Below are 18,718 nucleotides of genomic sequence, written 5' to 3'. Positions count from 1 at the left end.
GGCTACGAGTTCAAGAGCCTCGACGAGCTGACGACGAGAACTTACCGGTAAGCGTCTAATCTACGTGCAACGCGGGGCTGTCCCAAAAGTAGGAACGCACAAAATTATCGATGATAAAAAAGGGGGGCATCTATCTCCTGGAGACTGCCTCATACGGTCCTGAAATCACCTCTTAACGGGTTTACCGTTCCCATTTCAGGATCGTATAGCATCGGAAGGAGATAGATGCCCATTACCATTCACCTATCGATAATTGTTCGGTACGTCTCTTCTTACTTATGGGAAAAGCCCCGTTGTTTGGCGTTCGGTCCGACCTCGTACTAGCCGGAGAAGGTGCTCTGTTCCTGAAGCTGGCGCAATAAGCCCGTTCGTGCGATGATAGAAAGAAAAGAGAGGTGGTCAACATGAAGCGCCCTCGCATCGCGATCGTGGGCAGCTTGAATATGGACCTCGTCGTCACCGCGGAGCGAGCGCCCCGAACCGGAGAGACGCTGCAGGGAGAATCCGTCCATTTCATTCCGGGAGGCAAAGGGGCCAACCAAGCGGTTGCCTGCGCCAGGCTCGGAGCCGAAGTGTACATGATAGGCGCCGTCGGCGGCGACCCGTTCGGAACGACGATCGTGGACGAGATGAGAAAAAACGGCGTGCTTACGGACCGCATCGACGTCCTGAGCGATACCGCGACGGGAATAGCCTCGATTCTCCACACGCATGAAGACAATAGCATCATCATCGTTCCCGGCGCCAACGGACAGGTAACGCCGGAGCGAGTCGAGCGGTCGCGCGATCTGATCGCCTGGGCCGACGTACTTCTCGTGCAGTTGGAAATCCCCCTCGAATCTGCTGTCGCCGCGCTTCGCATAGCCAAGGAATCGGGCGTCCGCACGATCCTTAACCCGGCCCCGGCTCGGTCGCTGCCAGAGGAAGTGCTTCGTCTGGCCGATTATATTACGCCCAACGAGACCGAATTCGCCATTCTCGGCGCTTACGGAGACGGGGAAAGCGACGGTGGCGTTGCGCCGGAAAACTGGCAGGCAGGCCTGGCCGCGTGGACAAGCCGCTACGGACATTCCGTCATTCTCACGCGCGGCAAGCACGGAGCTTCCTACGTCAAGGACGGCGCTCCCGAGACGGTTGCCGCTCCGCCGGTTCAGCCCGTCGACACGACCGGCGCGGGAGACTGCCTGAACGCCGCCTTCGCCCACGGACTCGCTTCCGGCTGGGATACGGAGCGCTCGCTCCGCTTCGCGGTCAGGGCCGCCTCCTTGTCGGTTACCAAATTCGGCGCCCAAGACGGCATGCCTACTCTGGAGGAAGTCGAACGCATTCCGCAATAATACAAAAAAGCCGTCCCCTGTGTGCGCGATAGGATCGCACGCAGGAGACGGCTTTTTCTATTTGTGGACTGACCATTCGAGCGCCAATGTTCGATTCATTAGAACAACGCCCTCCGACGCGGAATAGCTCAATCGCAGGCTTTACTCCTGCTTAGGAGCCGAGGCCGCTTCCCGCTTGGCTTTCAGCCACTTCGGAGCGCCCTTGTTCTTCTGCTCTCTCGCGCGCTCCGACTTCGACTTGCCCGGCTTCGGCTTGGCCGCCACGGGAACCGCCTTGGCCCCTTGCGCCGTTTTGGCCGCAGACTGATGCTTGCCCGCGGACGTTCCGGCCGGCTTGCCCGCGGACGTTCCGGCCGGCTTGCCCGCCGCCTTCCCGGCAGTCTTGTCCGCCGGCTGAGGCCGATCGAACCGGGCTTCGCCGCCCTGCGCTCCCTTGCTCTCCGCCGATTTCCGCGCCTCCAGCGAAGCGAGATACTCCGCCTTCGACTTCCACGCCGGACGCTCGTCCTTGCCGCCGCTGCCGCTATCCGCGGACGCCCCGCGGCCTCTGCCGCCGCCCTTGCGCGCCATGCCTTCCTCGTAAGACACGACCCGGCCCTCGTACAGCGTTTTCGGCTCGATCGAAATGCTCAATTGCTTCTCCAGCTTGTCGAGAATAAAACGTTCCTCCGGCGCAATCAGCGTAATGGAGGTACCCTCGCGCCCCATTCTCGCCGTACGTCCCGACCGATGCACGTAGTGATCCGCGTCCAGAGCGGGCTCCAATTGGATGACGAGAGGCAGCCCGGGCAAATCTAGCCCTCTGGCCGCGACGTCGGTGGCGATCAGCAGCTTCGTGCGCCCTTTGCGGAAGCGCTGCATCACCTCGCCGCGCTCCTGCCCTCTCGTATCTCCGTACAACGCGTCGACCGACAAGCCCTCGTAGCGCAGCTTGGCGATCAGCTCGCCGATCTTTTCGGTATCGTTCACGAACAGCAGCGCGGAAGACGGCTTCATATGCCGGACGATTTTCTGGACCAGATCGATCTTGTCGCGCCGGTCTCCGAGGAAATACCAGTGTTTAAGCGCAGAAGACAGTCCGTTCTCGTTCTCCCGCTCCGTCACGTCGGACACCCATGGATCCTTCTGCCACTTCGCTTCCGCCTCCCGCATCGCCTGCGAACGGGTCGCCGATACGAAGACGGTCTGGCGCTCTTTCGAGCATTGCTTCAGCAGATGCTCGACGTCGCCCCGGCCACCGAGGGAGAAGATCCGGTCCGTCTCGTCCACAACAACGAAGCCGACCCCGTGCAGCGACAGCTTGCGCGTGTTCGCCACCTCGCGCACCCGGCCCGGCGTGCCGACGATCAGAGCCGGCTTGCTCTTCATCCGTTCGAGCTGCCGCGCCAGCGACGCTCCGCCGATCAGCGCCGCGGCTTTAATGCCGAGCGGCTGCCCGTAGACTTCCGCCTCGCGCATAATCTGCATCGCCAGCTCCTGGGTCGGCGCGAGTACGAGCGCCTGGACCTCCTTGCGCGAGCCGTCGATGCTCTGCAGCAGCGGCAGCAAATACGCCAACGTCTTGCCCGTTCCCGTCGGCGAGATCAGAATGCCGTCTCTTCCGCCCAGCAGCTCCGGCCAAGCCTGACGCTGCACCTCGGAAGGCTGCGTAATTCCCGAAGCCGCCAGCTTGCCGGCCAAGGTCTCGTTTAATCCCAATGCCACAAAGTCCATCCTTACAACCCCTTATCTCATGTAAAACCTATTTCCGATTCATCAGCTTCCCGAACAATGCGTTGCCGAGCCGCGGAAACAGCAGCATAAACTTCGCTCCGGCCGACGCGGTCCATGGCATGTCCAGCTCCGGCCTGCGCTTCTCGATGACGGATACGATAGCTCGGGCGACCTTGTCCGACGACATCATGAACCAACTGACGTTTCGCACGTACTGTCCGCTCGGGTCAGCACGCTCAAAGAACGGCGTATCGATCGGCCCCGGGTTGACGGCCGACACGGCGATCCCCGTTCCTTGCAGTTCCTGCCGCAATGCGTTCGTGAAGCCGAGCACGGCATGCTTCGTCGCGGAGTAAGCGGTCGACTTCGCGGTCGCCATCTTCCCGGCCATCGACGCGACGTTGACGATATGCCCCTGCCCTGCTTGCAGCATGTAAGGCAGCGCCGCATGGGCGCAGCGGACCGAGCCCATGTAGTTGACGTCCATCATCTCCTGAAAATGAGAGACCGGAGCGTCGGCGAAGCGGACGAACTCCCCGTAGCCCGCGTTGTTCAGAAGCACGTCGATTTTGCCGTAACGCTCCACGACCCGCGCCATCGTCTCCCGAACCTGTTCGTCCGACCGGACGTCCATCCCGTACACGGCATGCTCCCCGGCGAGGGGGGCGGTCAGCTTCTCCATTTTGTCCACGGAACGCGCCGTCAGAATCGGAATCGCTCCCCGTTCGGCCAACAGAACGGCAACTTTCGCCCCGATGCCGCTCGAAGCTCCGGTGATGAGCACGACTTTGCCACTCAGCTCTACTCTCATCATAACCCCTCCTCGCCAAATTACGCATCCGGATAAATCGTCCCATGAAAAAAGCCCCTGACGGGGCGTTCATTCGTATGTATCACGCAATGAGAACCTGAATCTCCATCTCTCCGATTCCGTCCATAATCAGGGGAACCGCAAGCGCCCTCGTAGCGCCGGTAATCGAAGCGAAGTGCGCCTCCATAATCTTCGGCGGGGTAATGTCGACGTGCACGCCCTGGTTGTACAGCATCGTGCTGGCGTTGCCGCTGATCATGTTGCCCAGCTCGGAAATCGCGCTCTTGCTCATATCGTCGATCTCGGTAATGGCATAACCGCCCATCATCGCGGAGACGATCCGCAACGCTACCGATTCGCTTAATCCGAATACGATGTCTCCGGTCAGATGACCCGTCAGTCCAATTTGAATCCATACATGGTTTTCCGCGAATTTGATGTCCCGAATCGAGAGCTGCCCCGTGCTGGGACGAATTTGCACCATCTGTTCGATAACCATTCGCGCGGATTCCAAAAACGGGTTGATGTACTCAGCCTTCATGCCTGAACGCGCCCCTTGTCTGTTGGATTGAACCGCTAGCCGTAACCACTTTCTCCTATTATACTGAAATCATAGGTACAAGTACACTGATTTTTGTCCGAGGAGGATGAACGATGCCGAATGTTTGGGCCCATATTCAGTTCGGCAGGGAGGTTTTAAGCGACCTCAAGGTCGAAAGACCTATGGCGCTCCGCGAATGGAAAACCGCGTTCCAGCTCGGCTGTCAAGGGCCGGACTTCCTCTTCTACGATCGTTATTTGCCCTGGCAAACCGGAGACACCGCCTTAAACAAGCTGGGCGCGCTGATGCATGCGACGCGGTGCGGCCCCTTCCTCCTCTCCTTGCTCGAGGAGTCGAGAGCCCGGGGAGGATCCGGTAACCGCGTACAGCCTTGGATTTCTGCTTCACCACGTTTTGGACCGTCATCTTCACCCGTTCGTGTTCAGCCGCTCCGGCTTTCGCAAATGGCATCATCAGCTCTACGAAACGGCGATGGATTCGGAAATTCTGATACGCCGGGCGGGCATTCATACGTGCAAGACGCCGGTCGCCCCGGAGATCGATACGCGAGGCCGCCTGCCCGGCGAATTCGCCTCGGGGTTTCTTCACCTTGTCCGGCTCCATTACCCGGCGCTGGCGGAGCGCATCTCGCCGGAGCAGCTTGATCGCGCGGTCGCGCAAATGCAGCAAGCCCAGCGGCTGTTCTACGACCCGAGCGGCTGGAAAGGCCGGCTCGTATTCGGGCAGCTGCGGCCGTTCTCTCCGCCCCGCCGAACGCCGGGCTGGGACGTGCTGAACGACGCCGGTCAAGCGTGGATCGATCCGACCGACCGTACCGTTGTCCACCGCGACAGCGCGCCGGAGCTGTGGGACCGGGCGCTAGCAGACGCCCGCGAGATGACGGCGGCTGCACTAGAGTGGCTGGCTGCGCGGCCGGAAGACGAAGAAGAAGCAGCCCGGCTGAAAACGCGTTTCAGCGAGCTGCTCGGCGACGTGTCCTATGAAACCGGTCGGCCCTGCGGCAGCGCCGCCATCGTCTTTGCCGAATCGGTCGTTCCCGTATAAGCGGAAGCTCCGCTTCCCGCCTCAAATCGACTGCTTCGCCTCCTGCTCCCCCTTCGCCAAATTGACGAACATCAGCAGAATGATGCCCGCCACGAAGAAGAAAGCAACGGCCAGCAGCGCGGATCGGCTCGAATCGCTGATCAGCTTCACGAGACCGAATACGAGCGGGCCGCCGAACGAGAAGAAGCGGCTCGTAAAGCTGAGAAAGCCGAAAAACTCCGCGTTCCGGCCGGAAGGGATCATTTTGCTGAAGATCGACCGCGAGGTCGCCTGCGAACCTCCCTGCACCAAGCCAACCATGCAAGCCAGTAAGTAGAAGTGCAAGGCGCTGGTCATAAAGTAACCGAGCACGACGATGATCAAATAGATGACGAGCGAGCTGTACAGCATCTTCTTGCTGCCCAGCTTGTCGGCCAGCTTGCCGAACAGGAGCGAAGCCGGGAAGCCGACGAATTGCGTAATCAGCAGCGCCGCGATCAGGTGATCGCTCTCGATGCCGATCGTCGTGCCGTAGCTTGCGGCCATAACGATGATCGTATTGATGCCGTCGAAGAAAAACCAATAGGCCAGCATAAACTTCATCAGCTCGGGATAACGCTTGATCCGCAGGAACGTCTCTTTAAGCCTCCGGGCTCCGGTCTTGATGTGCGCCCCGACCGTTCCTACCCGGTCCAGCCTCGTCTCCTGGACCCGCCGGAACAACGGCAGCGAGAAGACGAACCACCAGATGCCGACCGTCACGAACGAAATTTGCGACGCGGCCGTCTTGTCCGGCAGGCCGATCGCCTCCCAGCCGAGAATCAGCCCGAGATTGACGGCCAGCAGCACGCCGCCGCCCAGATATCCCATCGCGTAGCCCTTGGCGCTGACTCGCTCCCGCTGTGCGGGGGACGTCACGTCGCCCAGCAGCGCGTCATAGAACGTATTGCCGGCGCCGAATCCGACCATGCCAATCACGACGAGAACGGAAGCGAGCCACATGTCGCCGGGGCCGATGAACGCCATCGCCACGCTGGCGACCGCTCCGATGATGCTGAATACGCGGAGAAACGTTTTCTTTCTCCCGGTATGATCGGCGATCGCGCCGAGCAGCGGGGACAGCAGCGCCACGACGATCGCCGCCGCCGTCTGCGTGAAGCTCCAGCTTGCGTCCGTTCCTCCGGCAACGCTGATAAAGTAAATCGGCATAACCGCCGCCATGATCGTTGTGGCGAAGGCCGAATTCGCCCAATCGTACATCACCCAGGCGTTAATCTGTTTTCTGTCGTCCATCGATCACTTGTCGCCTCTCTCGCCCTAACGCGCAGATTTGACGGTTAACTTCGACGGACGGACGGCGATCTCCTTGTCCGGTCGGCTCCTTCGGCAAGATTTAATCGCTTCTTTACATTCGGCAGACGCAACGTTCAGAGTTCGCGGCTCATAACCGCCCATTCAGCGGCGATCGCCGTCCGGCATGGATCCCGGCTTTTTCTCGGCCGCCGTAAGCCGCCCCGCCCGCGCATCCTCCAGCATCTCCCTAAGCCAATCGCGCTCCGCCTCGCTGAACCGCACGACGCCTTCGATCATGCGCACCGCGCCCTGCGGCAGCCACCCGCCCTTGAGCTCCAGAACGCCGTTCACGTGCTCGATTCTTTCCAGGCAAGCGTCCAGACGCTTCGCAATCAGCGTCTCCATCGCCCCGTCGTCGGCATGCCGCGCGAACGCGAGCGGGGCGAACAGCGGATGCTGCGGATAGAAGTCCTTGCCGAACTCCTCGTAAATCATCCGCATGAACGCTTCTTTCCCGTTGTCCGTAATACGGTATACGATTTTGTCCGGACGGTTGTCTCCCTGCACGGGAATCGTCTCCGCCACTTCGATCAGCCCGTCCTCGCGCATCTGATCCACCGCGTAATAGAGCGAGCCGTCCCGTATCCGGAACGTCAGATGCCAGTTTCTCATCTTGATCGTCTGCCGGATTTCGTACGGATGCCGGTTGTTTTCCATCAACAGTCCGAGAATGATCAAACGAATCGACATCGCGTTAACCTCTGTTGTAGGAAGGCTCCGCCTTGCCCGGCTTATCGTCCGGCGTTTTCTGCGGGCCCGGCGCGGCTTTCTCCATTCTTGCGCTTCCCATCAGCAGAACGAACACGACCGCAAGCGCAGGCAGCAGCACCGACCACTGGAAGATGTACGTGATGGAATCCGCCAGCTTGGCGAGAAGCCCGTTCACGATGTCGGGAGCCAATCCCATTCTCTCCTGGATGGCCGGATCGAGCAGCGCTTGGCCTCCCTTGATCTGCCCCGCCAGTTCGGGAGACAAGTTCGGCACTTCCTGAATGCCCTGTTGAAAATGATGCTTCTGCAGCGTCCCGAACACCGTCACGCCGAGGGCCGAACCGATCGTCCGGAAAAAGGTAATCAGCGACGAGGCCGAGCCCTTGTATTGCGGAGGAACGGAACCGAGCGTCGAAATGTTCAGCAGCGAGAAGGACACGCCCATGCCGAGACCGATGATGACCATGAACAGGGTGATGACGAGACGACTTGTCCCGGTATCCATCACGAAGCCGAGCAGGCAGGAGCCGATCAGCAGCGTGAACACGGATACGAGCATGACGTCGCGGTATCTGAAGAGACTGGCGACTCTGCCCCCGATCTGGCTGCTGAGCACGACGCCGAGCATCATCGGGGTCAGCACCGAGCTCGTCTCCGTCGCCGTCTTATGGAATACGCCTTGAATGAAGATCGGAATATAGGTGGCGCCGGCGATCATGACTCCGCCGTACAGCAGGCTGATCGCCATGCTGCTCATGAACAGGCGCTTGCGGAACAGCCCCAGCTTGATGATCGGGTCCTTCGCGACGCTCTCCGCCCACAAGAACAGGGCCAGCAGCACGCCCGAGCCGACGAACAGGGAGACCGTCTTCGCGGAATCCCATGCCCAGCCTTCGGAGCCTCCCAGCTCCAGACCGAACATCAGACACAGAATCGCTCCGGTAAGCAGGACCGCCCCGGTCCAGTCGATGACCTGCTTGCGGGTATTTTTCGACTCGCGATACGCAGTCGCAATGAAGTAAATCGACAGAAGGCCGATCGGCACGTTGATATAGAAAATCCAGCGCCAGCTCAAGTAATCCGTAATCGCGCCGCCCATGACCGGTCCGAAGACGCTCGAGACGCCGAACACGGCTCCGAACAGCCCCATCATTTTCCCGCGTTTCTCACCCGGAAACAGGTCGAAAATAATCGTGAACACGATCGGCATCAGAGCGCCTCCGCCGATCCCCTGGATCGCCCGGTAAACGATCAATTGATCCATGTTCTGCGCCGTGCCGCACAGAATCGATCCGATCAGGAACAAAATCAGGCCCATCAAAAAAAATCGCTTGCGCCCGTACATATCCGACAGCTTGCCGAAAATCGGCGTCGAGACGACCATGGCGATCATATAAGCGGAGTACACCCATATAAAACTCTCGAACCCGCCCAGCTTCTTGATGATCGTCGTCATCGCCGTCGAGACGATCGTCTGGTCGAGCGCCGCCATGAACAAGCCGAGCAGCAAGCCGGCTACGACGAGCTTCGTATTGCTCTTGTTGACATCCATCCGATAACTTCCCCTCTATTCAACTACTCAAATTTGAGTATGCAAACCTCATTATACTCAATTTTGAGTACAAGTAAACCTTTGCGATGAAAAAACATTTCCCCTATAATAAGACTATGACAAATCCTGTTTATATCCATCGGAGCAGTTGATAAATTAATTCAATACTCTAAGGAGGCGTAAAGGTGAATATTAGCCAACTGGAGACGTTAGTCACGATATCCAAAACGCTAAGCTTCCGAAAAGCCGGCGAAATGCTCAACTTGACGCAGCCCGCCGTATCGGCGCAAATCAAAAGTCTCGAAGACGAGTTCAAGGCGATTCTCGTCGACCGGAATCATCCCGTCGCGTTGACGGACAGGGGCCAAGTGTTTCTGGAGCACGCCGAGCAAATTCTGGCGATCGTGGAACAGCTCAAGCAGAAGCTGACCGACCTGAATCAAGTTCCTCAAGGCCATATCGTGCTAGGAACCACCTCCTCGATCGCGATTCAGATTTTGCCCCGCGTCCTGTCCTATTTCCAGAACCAATACCCGCTCATCAAAACCAGCATCCTTTCCATGTCTTCGACCCAAGTGCTCTCCAGCGTCGAGAACGGCGCCGTCGACATCGGCATCGGCTATTTGACCGACCGCAGCCTGCAAGTGGAAACGTCCATCCTCTACTACGATACGTTCCAATTCGTCGTCGCCCCCCAGCATCCGCTCGCCGGAGCCAAACGGATCACGATCGGCATGCTGAAGGACGTTCCGCTGATCTTATTATCCCCGGATACGCTCGGAAGACGGTTTACGGACCGGGTGCTGCGCGAATACGGCATCGAACCGAACATCGTTATGGAGCTTGGAAGCAGCGAGGAAGTGAAACGGATGGTCGAACTGAACTTGGGAGCCGCGGTCGTCTCCAAGCTGTCCGTAGCGGAAGAGGTTCGGCGGGGCACGCTTAAGATGATTCCCGTAACCGAGCTTGAGGTCAGCCACCCCGTCGGCGTCATGACTAAGTCGGGAAGATACGTCAACAGCGCAATGCGGCAATTTCTCAACGATCTGAAGGGGATGCCCGAAGATCAGTTCATCGGAAGCGAATAACGAAAAGCTAGGAGTGACGACATGAAATTCGATTTGCACACTCATCACGACAGATGCGGACATGCTGCGGACAGCATCCGGGATTATATCGAAGCGGCGATCGGGGCCGGCATGCAAGTCATCGGCATTTCCGATCACTCGCCCTATTTCGCGCACGAGCAAGACCATCCGCAGCCGGGCATCGCGATGGCCCGCAGCGACTTTCCGAATTATGTAGCGGAGGTGCTTCGCCTTAAGGAGGAGTACAAAGGCCGGATCGAGGTGCTGCTCGGGGTCGAATCGGATTTCTACATCGACCAGCTCGAGCTGTACCGGGCCGCGTACGCTCCGTACCCGTTCGATTACATTATCGGCTCCGTTCATCAGACGAGAGGCGTCAGCATTTTCAACCGCAACCGGTGGAAGGGCAAGGATGAAGCGCAGCAGCTCGACGAGAAAAGGCATTATTACGAGCTGATCCGGCGTTCCGCGGAAAGCGGCCTGTTCCAGGTGCTCGGTCATATCGACGCGATGAAAGGCTACTATCCGGGCTTCGCCGATATCTCGGGTGCGGAAGCCGATATCGACGAGGCGCTTAAAGCGGTCGCCGCGAACGACCTGTCCATCGAGATCAACACGAGCGGCAAAACGAAGGATTGCGGCGGCTGGTATCCGTCGGACGCCATTCTCGAGCGCGCGCTGCATTTCGGCGCCGACGTCACGTTCGGCTCGGACGCCCATCTTCCGGCGCGCGTCGGAGACGAATGGGAGGTTGTCGGCTCCCGCTTACGCGAGATCGGGTTTAAGCGCTGGGTGTTTTTCCGCCAGAAGGAGAAGGTCGTCGTGCCTCTGTAATAAGCCGCGTCTGACGGCTCCATATACAAAAAGGAAGCCTGCCACCGGTGGCAGGCTTCAATACTATGAAAAAAGGGGGTCTTGTTAATAAGGATAACCGGCCTCTGCAACAGCAGCATAACAGAAATATTTCATTTGTGTAACAAAAGCGGACATGCCGACGCATATCGGCCTTGTCTCATAAGATCACACTTACTTTTTTGAAGTGAGTATGCTAAAATAGGACGAAAGGGGGAATCGGTATGGATTATTCCAAAATGTGCCCCAAGTACGAATCGGCTGCAGAGCTGCTGGGCAAAAAGTGGACCGGATTGATCATCCGCGTCCTTCTCGGAGGTCCTAAACGATTTAAGGACATTAAGGAACAAATTCCGGAAATGAGCGATAAAATGCTGACGGACCGCATGAAGGAACTGGAAGCGGCCGGAATTCTGACCCGCACGGTATATCCGGAAATGCCGGTTCGCATCGAATACGAACTGACCGAGAAAGGCCGCCATTTGGAGGAAGTTATCCAGTCCATCCAGCATTGGGGCGAAACGTGGATGTAAATCCGCAGGGGCTGTCCTATGGGACAGCCCCTTATTTACGTATGGGACGGCGCTCCCGAAATCCAGCGAATCCAGGCGGCGTAACACGCGCCCAGCTTTCGCAGCAGGAACGGGGTGGCCAGTAGCAGCAGTAAGCCTAGTCCCGTATTGAACCAGGATCGCTGAAAACTCGACCATTCCGGAAAAATCCACTGCATGATCAGATCGTCCTCGAATAGACTGAACGAGAAAAGTCTGGAGCTCACCAGCTCCGCAGCCGGAGACAGCAGCAGCGCCGCCGCGGTTACTGGAATGACAATCGCGAGCACGAACGCCAAAATGGAAACCGGAAAATGGCCGATTCCGTATGCCAGGTTGCGATACTGCCGCGCGTCCCGGAGCACGCCGAGCCATCCTCTCCACCCATCCTTCCTCAAATCGGCAATTGTTTCCTGCAGATCGAACCGAAGGGCCGGAGATTTCGCTTGCGGAGATTCCCAAGCGGCGATCAGGCGACGATCCATGTCCAATATTCGTTCGCACGCGGCGAGCATGCCGGCCAGAATCGGCAAACCGATCGCGAATACGGCCAGCGGCAGCCCCACGCTGAGACCCGCCACCGCGATAACAAACGCGACGATTCCGCGGGGCAGGCTTCCGAGCAGCAGCTTCCATGAAACGATTGCTTGCGTCCATCCCGTCATCTTCATCTTTCTCTCCTCATTCTTCCTCTTGTTGCGTATATTTTACCTGATTTTTCCTCTCAATTCCCTTGACCGCTGCACGGGATTGCACTGGACTTAGGTCCAGGTTACCGGAAGCGGTTGACTTCCTGTTCCAGCTCGCGGATTCGGTTCGCCAGAGCGTTCGTCTCGTCCGCGACTTGGCGCACGGAGTTCATCTGCGATTCCGCGATATCCGCGACGTCTTGGGCGCGCTCCGCGCTCGACTCGGAGATCGCCTCCGTCTGCTCGATCAGCGCGGACAGCTCCTCGAGCTGCGCGCCAATTTCTTGTCCGGCCGCGGCGATGCCCTGCAATTCTTCCTCCATGCCGCGAATGCCCAGAGCGATCCCCTGGAACGTCCGGCCGGCTTCCCGAACCGTTACCGCGCCGCTGCTGACTTCCTCCTGCCCGGCTTCGATGTGGCGCACGACGGACAGGATGCCGCCTTGCACTTCGGCGATGACGGCCGCGATCTCGGAAGCGGTCCGATCCGCCTGCTGCGCCAGCTTTCTCACCTCTCCCGCGACGACGGCGAAGCCGCGTCCGTGTTCTCCCGCCCTGCTGGCTTCGATATTCGCGTTAAGCGCGAGCAAGTTCGTGCGGTAGGCGATCGCCGATATCGCTTCGACCATCTGTCCGATCCGTTCCGATTTGGAATGAAGCTCGTGGGCGTCGCGGACGGACGACTCCACCGTCGCCGATATTTTGTCCATCTGCTCGACCGCGCCGACGACCGTGTCGTTCCCTTCGGATGCCTGCTTGGACACTTGCTCGGCCGCGGCCGCCACGGAAGAGGAACGCTCCCCGATCGTGCCCATGCCCGCGACGATTTCCAGCGCTACTTCGGCTCCACGCTTCATGCCCTGCATTTGGGAGTCCGCTCCCGCCGCGACTTCTCTCATCGCCTCGGCGATCCGGTTCGCTCCGTCCGCGGCTCCTCCCGCTTCCCCGGTCAGCTGCCCGACCGCAGATGAAGTGGCGGACGCCGTCGAACGGATTCCCGCGACGAGCGTCCTCAGATGGTCGGCCGTCTCCTGCAAGGAACGGCCGATCGAGCCGATTTCATCCTCCCGTCCCTTCGTCTTGCCCGATACGGAGACGGACAGCCGGCCGGAGGACACTTCCTTCAGGAAAGCTTCGAATTCGACTAACGGGAAGATGATCCTCCGGCGCAGAACGAAGGCGATAAGCGCGATCAGCAGAGCGGCCAGCACCGCCACGATCCCGCTCATCCGAACCATTTCCTTGTGCACGGTTCCGCTGGCTTCGGCAGGCACGATGACGGACAGTTCCGCGATCGCCTCTCCCGACATGCCGGGGTAGCCGGAGACGACGAGACTGTTCCTCTTGCCCCCCGCTTCGACCGTCGCGAAGCTGGGCTGCTCTCCCGCGCCGGGAATAGGCGTTCCGTCCTGATCCGGCATGCCGGTCGAATCCGGCGCGCTCCTCAGCTCCTGTCCCGTGGACGATCGCAAGGAGATCCCCGCATTCAGAATAACGCCGATTCCCCCCGCCGCCTCGTCATCTAGCAGCCGCCCGAACAGCAGAGCGGCCGGGGAATCCGCCGCGCCCTGTTCGTCGGTAATTTGCGATACCGCGATCACCGCCAGCCCTTCGGACGTTTGGATCATTCCGTACGCGTCGGGAGTCTCTTTCACTTTGTCGACGATGGACATATCGGCCAATCGCCCCGTAAATTCCGGGATGTCCCCGGCTTGCGTCAGCACGTTGCCCTCGTAGTCGACGGTCGCGACGAAGCTGACGTTCGGCACGATCTCCGGCGATTCGTTGATATTTTCCTCGATCCAGTCCAGATCGCCGCCGTTGACGGCGTCCACGTAATCCTTCCACTTGGCGTTCGTGATGACGGAGCCCGACAACTGCTCCCCGAGCTGATCGAACAGCCGGTGCGCGGAAGCGCTGACTTCCAGAGCATGCGCCCGTTCGATCTCCTCCAGGTCCGAGCTTAGCGTCTTATAGTAGTACCAGCCGACTCCGCCGAGCGGCAGCATCAGAACGACGATCATCAGCAAAATCACTTGTACCCGCAAATAGCTCCAAAAACGCCGGTTCTCGGCCATATCCGTACATCCTCCCGATGGAAAACAATTCAGCTATTATGTATTTGACGTAACTTCCCGTAATCCTCCTTCTTTCGACGGATGTCCGCAGCTTTCGAATGTCGAAGATTAGATCCTTCGACCTATTTCTCGTTTACACTTTCGAAACATCCCGATATAACGGAGAAACATCCGTCTAGTATTCTCTTAATCAAACGTCAACATCAAGGAGAGTACTAGATGAAAAAGAGAACCGTAATCGTTGTCGCGCTCGGAGTTGCTATCGCCGGCGGATTGGTGTATAAAGATGTACATTCCTCGAATGGCTCGCCGGCGTCGGAGCCTTCGGAAACTTCCGGGACTCCGATCGGGATTGTCAAACCGCCGGCGGAGGGATCTCCGGCTTTCGCGTTGCTGGCCGACAGCTTGCCGAGCCTTACGATCAAGAAGGATAAGAAGGGCGCAGCCGTCATCACCAATGCGTCCAGCCTGTACGTGCTCGTCAACAAGAAACGCAACCTGCCTTCCGATTACGCGCCCGGCGACCTTGTCGTGCCGAACGTGCCGTTCTCCTTCTCCGGAGACTCGCCGAAGAAGCAAATGCGCAAGGAAGCGGCCAAAGCGCTGGAGAAGCTGTTCAAGGCGGCGAAGGACGACGGCATCGAGCTGAAGGCCGTCTCCGGCTACCGCTCCTACGCGACGCAGAAATCGATCTTCGAGAGCAACGTCAAACGCAAAGGCGAGGAAGTTGCCAATCGGACAAGCGCCCGCCCCGGCCAAAGCGAGCATCAGACCGGTCTGGCGATGGACGTATCGAGCGCAAGCGCTTCGTATGCGCTCGAGGAAAGCTTCGGCGATACGAAGGAAGGCAAATGGCTTGCCAGGAACGCCGCCGACTACGGGTTTATCATCCGTTATCCGAAGGGTAAGGAAAGCATAACGGGATATTCTTACGAACCGTGGCATGTGCGCTATGTGGGAGAGACAATCGCTCAAGACGTCGCGAATAAGAAAGTGACGTTAGAGCAATATTTCGAAGAAGCGGAAGAGGCAATCCGCGTCAAAGCCTAATCAACGAACATCCGGGTGAGAATATGAACAAACGCATTCTCGTCGCCGACGACGAGCCGGGCATCGCGAACCCGATTTCCTACGCCTTCCGCAAGGAAGGCTACGAGGTCGAAACCGTCTACGACGGCCAAGCCGCTCTGGATCAAGCTCTCAGCTTCCGCCCTCATGTCATGGTGCTCGACGTCATGATGCCGAAGCTGACGGGTTACGAAGTGTGCAAGAGGCTCGACAACCGCGCGAACATGGGCATTATCCTGCTCACCGTCAAAAACGACATCGTGGACAAGATCGTCGGCCTGGAGATGGGCGCGGACGATTACATGACCAAACCGTTCGACCTGCGGGAGCTGATCGCGCGCGTGAAGGCGCTGCTCCGCCGCCTGGAGAAGAAGGAGCCGGAGGAAGAAAAAATCGTCGCGGGCGCCCTGACGCTTCATCCGAAGCTGCGCACCGTGCTCGTCCATAACGACCCGGTCGAGCTGACGCCCAAGGAATTCGACTTGCTCGTACTCCTGCTGTCGCATCCGGAACGGGTATTCACGCGCGACGAGCTGCTGGACGCCGTCTGGGGCCTCGACTACGCCACCGGAACGCGCACGGTCGACATTCATATGCAGCGGCTGCGCAAAAAGCTCGGAGACACCGGACAGCATCTGCTGCATACGGTGTTCGGCGTCGGATACAAGGCGTCCGGAGTCCATGCATGAGATCGGTCAGCATCAAAGTCAAATTCAGCCTGTTTCTGGCGCTGCTCCTGCTGCTGACCGTATTCGTGCTCAGCGTATTCGTACTCAGGGGGATCCAAGATCACCAGCAGTCGAGAATCGAGAAGGAACTGCTTCAGCAGACGAGGCTCGCCAATCTCAGCATCAAGCAGGCTTTCATGATCTCGCCTCCTATCGAGGCGCAGCAATTTCTGCGAGCCAGGGGCCAGCAGTTCGCGATGGATCTCGCGGTATACTCGGGCCTGCATGTCGTGCTGTACGGCAAAGACGGCAAGAAGGTTGGAGACTCCATCCCGCTTAACACGTCGTCGTACGGCGTGGACAATGCGCTCCGATTCGCTCTGGAAGGGAAAATCGCTTACCAGCGGGAAGACGCGTCCATCTTCTATCTTTCCCCGATTCAAGGGCCGGGACAGCAGATGGGCGTCATCCAGTTTCAATATTCGCTGTCCAACGATCAGCGTTTCTACCATACGATTGCCGGATTGTTCGTCTGGACCGGAGCAGCCGTGTTAGCCGCAAGCTTTATTCTCGGTTACTTATACTTCTCGCGAGCGGCCTCCTCCATCGCTAAGCTGAACCGCTCGGCCGAACGCATCCGCAAAGGCGAGTTCCTGACCCGCCCTCCTCTCGGGCGCCGGGATGAGCTTGGACAGCTCGGTCAGGCGATTTACTATATGAGCACCGAGATCCGCAACAACATTTCCGGTATGAAGCAGTTTATCGGCAACGTCAGCCACGAGTTCAAGACGCCGATCACGTCGATCAAAGCCTATTCCGAGCTGATGGAACTGTATCCCGAGGACGCTGCCCTGGCGGAGGACGCGGTGCTTCACATCGGCGCGGAAGCGGATCGTCTGACCGACATGATCGACAAGGTGCTGCGGCTCTCCTCCGCGGAGAAATACGACTTCGAGTATCGGCCCGAGCCGGTCGATCTCGCCGCTCTGCTGCTGGATCTGATCGGCCGGATCAAAGCGAAGGCGGAGCGGTTCGGCGTCGAGATCGTTCCGAGGCTGAATCCGGGAAACGCTTGGGCCGATCGCGAGAGCTTGATTCATATTTTCATGAATCTGCTCGATAACGGCATCAAATACAACGTGCAAGGCGGGAAAGTGGTCGTATCCAATCGCGAAGAGAAAGGCCGGGCCCTCGTCGAAATCGCCGATACGGGCATCGGCATTCCGGAGGAAGCTCGGGAACGCGTATTCGAGCCGTTCTATACGGTGAACAAGGACCGCTCCCGCCAAAGCGGGGGAACCGGCCTCGGTCTCGCGCTCGTCAAGCAATTGACCGAGAAGCAAGGCGGAACGGTGGAACTGGCGCGCGTCGAAGGCGGAACGGCTTTCCGGCTTTCCTTCCCCGTTCGCCCCTCCTTCCGAACCCCACCGAACAAGGAGTTGACTTGAGTTGACGAAATGGCCCAAAGCTTTGGCGGGAATCGGACTGGCCTCGATGCTGCTCCTGACAGGTTGCGGTTCGCAATGGGGAACGAGCCGGGAAGAGATCGAGATCGCGGGCCAGACGATTACCGTTCTGGACAATCCCGAGCAAGCCTCCTACGAAAAAACGGAAATCAACCAGCTCGTGCGGCTGGACAACGTTCGGGGAACCGATTGGCTCAGCGACGAGAAGCTGCTCGTCGATCGCGAGAACAAGGACAGGAAGCCCGAGCGGGCGGAAGGCGCCACCTGGTATCCGCGCAACGTCTACGTGCACGAGCTGGCTACCGGGTTGGAGAGCGCAATCGCCGCCTCGGATAGCAATCAAGGTTATGCCTTGGCCAGCCCGGACAAGACGAAAGTCTTTTACAAGTCGTTCTCCCTTCAGAGTCATACGGGTCAAGGGATCGTCGCGAATCTGTCCACTGGGCAATCGTCGGCTTTCACGGACGAAGACGCCATCGCCGTCGACAACGGACGCTGGGTCGACAACGATTCGCTCGTCTACGCGACGATTCAAGGAGACATCTTCGAATGGAACACGGACAGCGGCAGGCCGAATCTGCTGCTGGAAAGCGGGGAGATGTTTCCGGGCAATCCGGCATTGCTCGGGGACCGGCTGTTCTATACGACGCTGCAAGGCGCTCTGATCATTCAATCGCCGTACGAAAGCGTGCGGGTGGAATCCTCAAGCGACGTCGTCTGGATGGTCCCTTCCCCCGACGAGCAGCGGCTGGCCGTCGTCAACCGGTTTCGCGGCGGCAAGATGGAGCTGACCGTTACCGATCTGCAAGGCAACGTTCTGCAAGCCATCGCCCAAGATACTCAGATTTACGGATTAGCCTGGTCTCCGGACGGCAACAGACTTGCCTACGCTGGCATAACGCCGAACGGAACGGTTCGCGGCATTTACGTAGCGGACGCTTCCACAGGCCAATCGGTTCCGTTGTCTCTGGACATCAAATTCATTGCCGATCCTCTTCGCTGGAATCCGTCCGGCAATCGGCTCATGGTCACGTCCACCCTTCCCGACGAGCAGCAAAACCGCAACCGGTTCGTCACCTATCTCGTCAAAGCTTCTTAAACGCACCAAAGGAGCTTTCGCAACAGACCAACGGAAAAAACAGAAATGGCGGTACAGGGATATCTATCCCCGTACCGCCATTTTTCATTTTCGCACG

At 58.7% G+C, this 18,718-nt stretch carries 17 protein-coding genes; 9 read left to right on the top strand and 8 right to left on the bottom strand.

Annotation, left to right across the window (positions count from 1 at the left end):
• Window positions 1-404: 404 nt before the first annotated feature.
• Complete coding sequence (gene rbsK, locus ACESLM_RS20040; RefSeq protein WP_372633397.1) at window positions 405-1,337, top strand: ribokinase; 933 nt, start codon at window positions 405-407, stop codon at window positions 1,335-1,337.
• A 141-nt stretch (window positions 1,338-1,478) separates the two neighbouring features.
• On the opposite strand, the gene ACESLM_RS20035 is transcribed toward rbsK, so the two are convergent.
• The 3 genes from ACESLM_RS20035 to ACESLM_RS20025 all read right to left on the bottom strand — a co-directional run bounded on the left by ACESLM_RS20035 (window position 1,479) and on the right by ACESLM_RS20025 (window position 4,402).
• Window positions 1,479-3,050, bottom strand: a complete 1,572-nt coding sequence (locus ACESLM_RS20035; protein WP_372633394.1) for a DEAD/DEAH box helicase — start codon at window positions 3,048-3,050, stop codon at window positions 1,479-1,481.
• Between the two features lie 28 nt (window positions 3,051-3,078).
• A complete protein-coding gene (locus ACESLM_RS20030; RefSeq protein WP_372633391.1) occupies window positions 3,079-3,861 on the bottom strand; it encodes an SDR family NAD(P)-dependent oxidoreductase in 783 nt (260 codons plus the stop codon).
• Window positions 3,862-3,943: 82 nt separating this feature from the next.
• On the bottom strand, window positions 3,944-4,402 hold the full coding sequence (locus tag ACESLM_RS20025) for a chemotaxis protein CheX (RefSeq protein WP_372633388.1): 459 nt from the start codon (window positions 4,400-4,402) through the stop codon (window positions 3,944-3,946).
• Between the two features lie 309 nt (window positions 4,403-4,711).
• On the opposite strand from ACESLM_RS20025, the gene ACESLM_RS20020 reads away from it, so the two are divergent.
• The gene (locus tag ACESLM_RS20020) at window positions 4,712-5,467 is read left to right on the top strand and encodes a hypothetical protein (protein ID WP_372633386.1); all 756 of its coding nucleotides are present in this window, start codon (window positions 4,712-4,714) and stop codon (window positions 5,465-5,467) included.
• Window positions 5,468-5,488: 21 nt separating this feature from the next.
• Here the strand turns inward: ACESLM_RS20020 and ACESLM_RS20015 are convergent, their stop codons facing one another.
• The 3 genes from ACESLM_RS20015 to ACESLM_RS20005 form a co-directional block, all read right to left on the bottom strand.
• Window positions 5,489-6,739 carry an MFS transporter gene (locus tag ACESLM_RS20015; RefSeq protein ID WP_372633383.1) on the bottom strand — a complete coding sequence of 417 codons (1,251 nt, stop codon included), beginning with the start codon at window positions 6,737-6,739 and terminating at the stop codon, window positions 5,489-5,491.
• A 162-nt stretch (window positions 6,740-6,901) separates the two neighbouring features.
• Entirely contained in the window at window positions 6,902-7,489 is a 588-nt protein-coding gene (locus ACESLM_RS20010; RefSeq protein ID WP_372633380.1) for a PadR family transcriptional regulator, read from the bottom strand.
• Window positions 7,490-7,493: 4 nt separating this feature from the next.
• Complete coding sequence (locus ACESLM_RS20005) at window positions 7,494-9,062, bottom strand: MDR family MFS transporter (RefSeq protein ID WP_372633378.1); 1,569 nt, start codon at window positions 9,060-9,062, stop codon at window positions 7,494-7,496.
• A gap of 185 nt (window positions 9,063-9,247) precedes the next feature.
• Here ACESLM_RS20005 and ACESLM_RS20000 point away from each other — a divergent pair, with 185 nt between their 5' ends.
• The 3 genes from ACESLM_RS20000 to ACESLM_RS19990 all read left to right on the top strand — a co-directional run bounded on the left by ACESLM_RS20000 (window position 9,248) and on the right by ACESLM_RS19990 (window position 11,535).
• Window positions 9,248-10,150 carry a LysR family transcriptional regulator gene (locus ACESLM_RS20000; RefSeq protein WP_094050242.1) on the top strand — a complete coding sequence of 301 codons (903 nt, stop codon included), beginning with the start codon at window positions 9,248-9,250 and terminating at the stop codon, window positions 10,148-10,150.
• 21 nt (window positions 10,151-10,171) lie between these two features.
• The gene (locus ACESLM_RS19995) at window positions 10,172-10,984 is read left to right on the top strand and encodes a histidinol-phosphatase (RefSeq protein ID WP_372633375.1); all 813 of its coding nucleotides are present in this window, start codon (window positions 10,172-10,174) and stop codon (window positions 10,982-10,984) included.
• A gap of 242 nt (window positions 10,985-11,226) precedes the next feature.
• A complete protein-coding gene (locus ACESLM_RS19990) occupies window positions 11,227-11,535 on the top strand; it encodes a winged helix-turn-helix transcriptional regulator (RefSeq protein ID WP_372633373.1) in 309 nt (102 codons plus the stop codon).
• A gap of 35 nt (window positions 11,536-11,570) precedes the next feature.
• Here the strand turns inward: ACESLM_RS19990 and ACESLM_RS19985 are convergent, their stop codons facing one another.
• Together ACESLM_RS19985 and ACESLM_RS19980 are read right to left on the bottom strand one after the other, a co-directional pair.
• Complete coding sequence (locus tag ACESLM_RS19985; RefSeq protein WP_372633371.1) at window positions 11,571-12,218, bottom strand: sensor domain-containing protein; 648 nt, start codon at window positions 12,216-12,218, stop codon at window positions 11,571-11,573.
• A 107-nt stretch (window positions 12,219-12,325) separates the two neighbouring features.
• Window positions 12,326-14,320 carry a methyl-accepting chemotaxis protein gene (locus tag ACESLM_RS19980; RefSeq protein ID WP_372633368.1) on the bottom strand — a complete coding sequence of 665 codons (1,995 nt, stop codon included), beginning with the start codon at window positions 14,318-14,320 and terminating at the stop codon, window positions 12,326-12,328.
• 219 nt (window positions 14,321-14,539) lie between these two features.
• Between ACESLM_RS19980 and ACESLM_RS19975 the strand changes: the two genes are divergently transcribed.
• From ACESLM_RS19975 to ACESLM_RS19960, 4 genes are read left to right on the top strand one after another with little or no spacing between them, the layout of a single operon-like run.
• Window positions 14,540-15,370 (top strand): M15 family metallopeptidase, encoded by an 831-nt coding sequence (locus ACESLM_RS19975; RefSeq protein WP_372633366.1) that lies wholly within the window; start codon window positions 14,540-14,542, stop codon window positions 15,368-15,370.
• Between the two features lie 23 nt (window positions 15,371-15,393).
• Window positions 15,394-16,077 (top strand): response regulator transcription factor, encoded by a 684-nt coding sequence (locus tag ACESLM_RS19970; protein ID WP_372633363.1) that lies wholly within the window; start codon window positions 15,394-15,396, stop codon window positions 16,075-16,077.
• A complete protein-coding gene (locus ACESLM_RS19965; RefSeq protein WP_372633361.1) occupies window positions 16,074-17,504 on the top strand; it encodes a sensor histidine kinase in 1,431 nt (476 codons plus the stop codon). Before ACESLM_RS19970 ends, ACESLM_RS19965 begins: the two co-directional genes overlap by 4 nt.
• A gap of 1 nt (window position 17,505) precedes the next feature.
• Entirely contained in the window at window positions 17,506-18,621 is a 1,116-nt protein-coding gene (locus ACESLM_RS19960) for a TolB-like translocation protein (protein WP_372633358.1), read from the top strand.
• Window positions 18,622-18,718: the final 97 nt, after the last annotated feature.

It is taken from the genome of Cohnella sp., assembly GCF_041641335.1.
GTDB lineage: Bacteria > Bacillota > Bacilli > Paenibacillales > Paenibacillaceae > Cohnella.
Note: the sequence above shows the minus strand (reverse complement) of the source record. Positions and strands in the feature narration are given on the sequence as shown.

Excerpts from the sequence above, each read along its gene's own strand:
- ACESLM_RS20005 (WP_372633378.1), bottom strand. The coding sequence starts at position 9,062 with ATGGATGTCAACAAGAGCAATACGAAGCTCGTCGTAGCCGGCTTGCTG.
- ACESLM_RS20030 (WP_372633391.1), bottom strand. The coding sequence starts at position 3,861 with ATGAGAGTAGAGCTGAGTGGCAAAGTCGTGCTCATCACCGGAGCTTCG.
- ACESLM_RS19970 (WP_372633363.1), top strand. The coding sequence starts at position 15,394 with ATGAACAAACGCATTCTCGTCGCCGACGACGAGCCGGGCATCGCGAAC.
- rbsK (WP_372633397.1), top strand. The coding sequence starts at position 405 with ATGAAGCGCCCTCGCATCGCGATCGTGGGCAGCTTGAATATGGACCTC.
- ACESLM_RS19985 (WP_372633371.1), bottom strand. The coding sequence starts at position 12,218 with ATGACGGGATGGACGCAAGCAATCGTTTCATGGAAGCTGCTGCTCGGA.
- ACESLM_RS20010 (WP_372633380.1), bottom strand. The coding sequence starts at position 7,489 with ATGTCGATTCGTTTGATCATTCTCGGACTGTTGATGGAAAACAACCGG.
- ACESLM_RS20025 (WP_372633388.1), bottom strand. The coding sequence starts at position 4,402 with ATGAAGGCTGAGTACATCAACCCGTTTTTGGAATCCGCGCGAATGGTT.
- ACESLM_RS20020 (WP_372633386.1), top strand. The coding sequence starts at position 4,712 with ATGCGACGCGGTGCGGCCCCTTCCTCCTCTCCTTGCTCGAGGAGTCGA.
- ACESLM_RS20015 (WP_372633383.1), bottom strand. The coding sequence starts at position 6,739 with ATGGACGACAGAAAACAGATTAACGCCTGGGTGATGTACGATTGGGCG.
- ACESLM_RS19995 (WP_372633375.1), top strand. The coding sequence starts at position 10,172 with ATGAAATTCGATTTGCACACTCATCACGACAGATGCGGACATGCTGCG.
- ACESLM_RS19990 (WP_372633373.1), top strand. The coding sequence starts at position 11,227 with ATGGATTATTCCAAAATGTGCCCCAAGTACGAATCGGCTGCAGAGCTG.
- ACESLM_RS20035 (WP_372633394.1), bottom strand. The coding sequence starts at position 3,050 with ATGGACTTTGTGGCATTGGGATTAAACGAGACCTTGGCCGGCAAGCTG.
- ACESLM_RS19965 (WP_372633361.1), top strand. The coding sequence starts at position 16,074 with ATGAGATCGGTCAGCATCAAAGTCAAATTCAGCCTGTTTCTGGCGCTG.
- ACESLM_RS19980 (WP_372633368.1), bottom strand. The coding sequence starts at position 14,320 with ATGGCCGAGAACCGGCGTTTTTGGAGCTATTTGCGGGTACAAGTGATT.
- ACESLM_RS19975 (WP_372633366.1), top strand. The coding sequence starts at position 14,540 with ATGAAAAAGAGAACCGTAATCGTTGTCGCGCTCGGAGTTGCTATCGCC.